Origin of the sequence: Mesorhizobium sp. M7A.F.Ca.CA.003.01.2.1, assembly GCF_003998945.1 — a bacterium.
In the GTDB taxonomy this organism is placed as follows: domain Bacteria; phylum Pseudomonadota; class Alphaproteobacteria; order Rhizobiales; family Rhizobiaceae; genus Mesorhizobium; species Mesorhizobium ciceri.
Map to the genome: position 1 here is coordinate 1 of NZ_RZRA01000593.1, position 3,577 is coordinate 3,577.

A 3,577-nucleotide genomic window follows, 5' to 3' on the forward strand; every position below is an offset into this window, starting at 1 on the left:
GGCGGCGGGCGATGGCGTCCGCCGCCATGAAACCGACATTGTGCCGATTGCCGGCGTATTTCGCGCCCGGATTGCCGAGACCTGCAAACAGCAGCATCGCCTGCTCCGGGCGTGAAAGAGTTACTTCTCTTCGGCGGCAGGAGCCGCTTCAGGTGCAGCCGCTTCAGCCGTCTCTTCCGTCTCCGGCTTCATCGCCGACGAACCGGCAATGGTCGCGATGGTGAAGTCGCGGTCGGAGATCACAGGCTTGACCCCAGCCGGCAGCTTGACCGCCGAGATGTGGATCGAATCGCCAATGTTGGCGCCGGTGAGATCGACGGTGATGAATTCCGGGATCGCATTGGCCGGGCAGTGGAACTCGACTTCGTGACGCACGATGTTGAGTACGCCGCCGCGCTTGATGCCGGGCGACTTGTCCTCGTTGATGAAGTGGACAGGCACGTCGACATTGACTTCGGTGTCCTTGCCGATGCGCAGGAAGTCGACATGGACAGGGAAATCCTTGACCGGGTCGAGCTGGAAGTCCTTCGGCAGGACCTGGATCTTCTTGCCGTCGACATCGATCGTGGCGATCGTGGTCAGGAACCCGCCGCCATGGATCTTGTAGTAGATGTCCTTGTAGGTGAGCGCGATAGCCAGGGGAGGCTGCTTGTCACCATAAATTACTGCAGGCACTTTACCGTTGCGGCGAACTGCACGGGCGGACCCCTTACCGACCTGTTCGCGTGCTTCGGCCTTGAGCTCGTAAGTGTCGTGGCTCATGGCATTTCCTTTCGGTTTGTTCTGGAGCGCTCACGGTGGGCAGAGTGCCTGGACCGTAAACGTCGAAAGCCGACATACCCATGCATGATCTGGTCCGAAAACCGGAATCCACTTTTCGGGATCATGCGGGAAGGCGGCCTTCCGCCGCGTTGCCTCCAAGGGTGTCTACGCGGGTGGCGGCTCTATAGCGGAAGGCGGCCGGAGGTGCAAGCCAAAGGCACGACCGGCCTGGTGCAGCCCAGACGGCCGCTATCCGCGCTTTTCGATGACGGCATAGAGCACGTTGCGGTTCTCGCCGAAGAATACCTGCGCCTCGACGGTGTTGCGGTCGACGCTGGCATTGACGATGTTCCACATATCGACCTCCGATCGCAGCAGCAACACCCAGTCCATGAACGTCTCCCGATACCCCGCGTCGGGGGTGCCCTCGGCGTAGTTGGCGAACAGGAATGTTCCGTTCGGCTTCAACATCTGCAGGCAGGTCTTCGTGAGTTTCACCGCGACGTTGTGGGCGAGGTAGTCGTAAAGGCCGGAGGCGTAGATGAAGTCGAATTTGCCGAGCTTGTGGCCCCGCGTGAGCACGGTTCGCACCGAGCCGTCGATGGCTTCGACGGCGGTGCCCTGGAAGTCGCGCGAGATCAGCCCAACGCTCTGGGGATCCTGGTCGAGCGCAACCCAGCGCTTGAGACGGCCCTCCGTCAGGGCGACCGAACGATTGGCTTCCCGCAAATGGCCGGCCGCGATCGCCAGAACCTCGGTTTCCGGTCCGTTCTTGGCCGCGATCTCGTCGACATATCGGGTCAGGAGGTCGCGTCGTTCCCGGGCCGCGACGCATGACGGTACGTTCTGGGTATGGCTATAGAGTGCTTTGCCGACCTCCGAGGCGTTCGCCACGCTCTCTGCCACGTGCGGATCACAATAGATGTAGTCGAGCAACTGCGCGTCGCCGGAATAGCCCCTGGGTTTGGTGAAGGACCAGTGCGTCAGTGGATCCTCGAGAAAATACTTCAGGATCGGATGGTTCTGCGCGACCGGTATCAACGCATGCCAGACGTCGGGATGAACCTTGGAATGCAGGCCATTGAGGAAGGACAGCAAGCGGCCGACGATCTCGGCCGGGTTCTTGTCCTGTTCGACCTGCTGCTGTGTCGCGTGGAGAATGAGGGCAAGCTCCGCGCGCGCGGTTTCGAACGCTTCGCCATGATGCTCGATCTTTCCCCGAGGCAGCGTGCCGGCGAGCATCTCGGCAGTAATCAAGCTTTTGCCATCAAGAACGGTCTGCACGCCATCACTCCATAGTTAACAGTCGGTTAACTTATTGCGTAGAATGCTCCCTTTGCCAATGTCGGGCCGACGGCATTTTAGGTTTATGATTAATTTCCCGCCAACCATGTTCGTTGGTTAATCAGTTTCCGAGCCGGATTCCGGGTTCGAGTTAACGGAAACTTGTCTTGCGCGATTGCATTTGTTTGCCCGGCGTTCGCAATCGCCGTCGCGTCCCAAGGAGCCGGCCCGCGTGGGGGCAGAAGCTGGAAATGAGTTCGGAAAACAAAATCCCTTTCAAAAGGGGTCGATTGTGATGAACGAACACGTGTCATCCGCATTGGCCGATACGGTTGACGCTGAGCCGTACGAGCCGCGCTACGAACTGGGGGCCGACGAACTTCGCGCCCTCTACCGCACCGAAGCCCGGGCGACGCGAAGAGGGGAGGCCAGGCCAGGGCTTTGGATCGCAGTTGCGATCTATCTCTTGTTTTCGGCAACGGATCTGCTGCTGATCCCGGATGTGGCCGCCTATACGATCACGGCGCGCTTCGCGGTCGGCTTGAGCGCGCTTTTGATCCTGGAAGCGCAGCTTCGCCACGGCGTCGGGACGGAATGGCTCGACGTGACCTGCGCCGGGGCCATCATCTTTGGCTATGTTGGTTGGCTGTGTCCGGCGATTATGGGCGCGGACAAGGAAAGCGTCTCTTACTATATGGTCTTTGGGACCATATTCATGATGAGCGCCAATCTTTTCTTTACATTCAATTTCAAGCTTTCTATCGTAACCTCGACAATAATCTTATGTATACTTTATATCGTAAATTACTTTGTTCCCTCAACTCTCATATACAAAATGGTATTTGGGGCTTTCTATGTTTCTTGTTTCACGTTCACCTCATATGTGAACTGGAAACTGAATGAGGAACGCTACAACGTCTTCCTGAACGCCCTGGAAGCCAAGATCCAGCACAATGAGGCGACCGAACGCGGCAAGGCCCTGCTGAGGTTGTCGCGGACCGATCCGCTCACGGGTCTGGAGAACCGGCGCGCGATCGACGAGAAGCTGCGAGACTACTGGAACGATTGGCAAAAGGTCGGCACCAGCTTTGGGGCGATCCTCATCGACGTGGACTTCTTCAAGAAGTTCAATGACTGCTACGGCCATCAGGAAGGCGACCGCTGCCTGATCCATGTCGCCAATGCCCTTAGCGATATGATCAAACAGTATAATGGCTCCATCGGCCGCTATGGCGGCGAAGAGTTCATCGTCCTGGCTCGCATGGAGAAAAAGGAGCAGATCCTGGACATTGCGGAAGCCATTTGTAGCACGGTGGAGAACCTGGCTCTGACGCACGAACTGCGGCGCGACGGCGTCTCGATCGTAACGGTAAGCGTTGGCGCCGCATTCACCCGGACGCAGACCGGGGCCAAGCTGGAGAAAATCATTCACGAGGCCGATCGCGCTCTCTATCTGGCAAAAGCCGGCGGCCGAAATTGTGCCCGGCTGTTCGATCCAACCGACCCGCAAAGCAGTGACGAGAGCGAGAAC

Annotated in this window: 3 protein-coding genes and 1 pseudogene; 1 reads left to right on the plus strand and 3 read right to left on the minus strand. The window is 58.5% G+C overall.

What is annotated here, in order from left to right:
* The 3 genes and pseudogenes from EN969_RS21775 to EN969_RS21785 form a co-directional block, all read right to left on the minus strand.
* Nucleotides 1-97, minus strand: a pseudogene (locus EN969_RS21775) (aminoacyl-tRNA hydrolase); the annotation flags it as partial.
* Nucleotides 98-120: 23 nt separating this feature from the next.
* Nucleotides 121-762, minus strand: coding sequence for a 50S ribosomal protein L25/general stress protein Ctc (locus EN969_RS21780; protein ID WP_013529995.1), 642 nt, complete (start codon nt 760-762; stop codon nt 121-123).
* Between the two features lie 249 nt (nt 763-1,011).
* A complete protein-coding gene (locus EN969_RS21785) occupies nt 1,012-2,046 on the minus strand; it encodes a methyltransferase (protein ID WP_013529996.1) in 1,035 nt (344 codons plus the stop codon).
* A gap of 295 nt (nt 2,047-2,341) precedes the next feature.
* Between EN969_RS21785 and EN969_RS21790 the strand changes: the two genes are divergently transcribed.
* A partial coding sequence (locus EN969_RS21790; RefSeq protein ID WP_164758405.1) for a GGDEF domain-containing protein occupies nt 2,342-3,577 on the plus strand: 1,236 nt, incomplete at its 3' end.

Bases quoted from the DNA above. Each gene is read 5' to 3' on its own strand.
- EN969_RS21780 (WP_013529995.1), bottom strand. From the start codon at position 762: ATGAGCCACGACACTTACGAGCTCAAGGCCGAAGCACGCGAACAGGTC.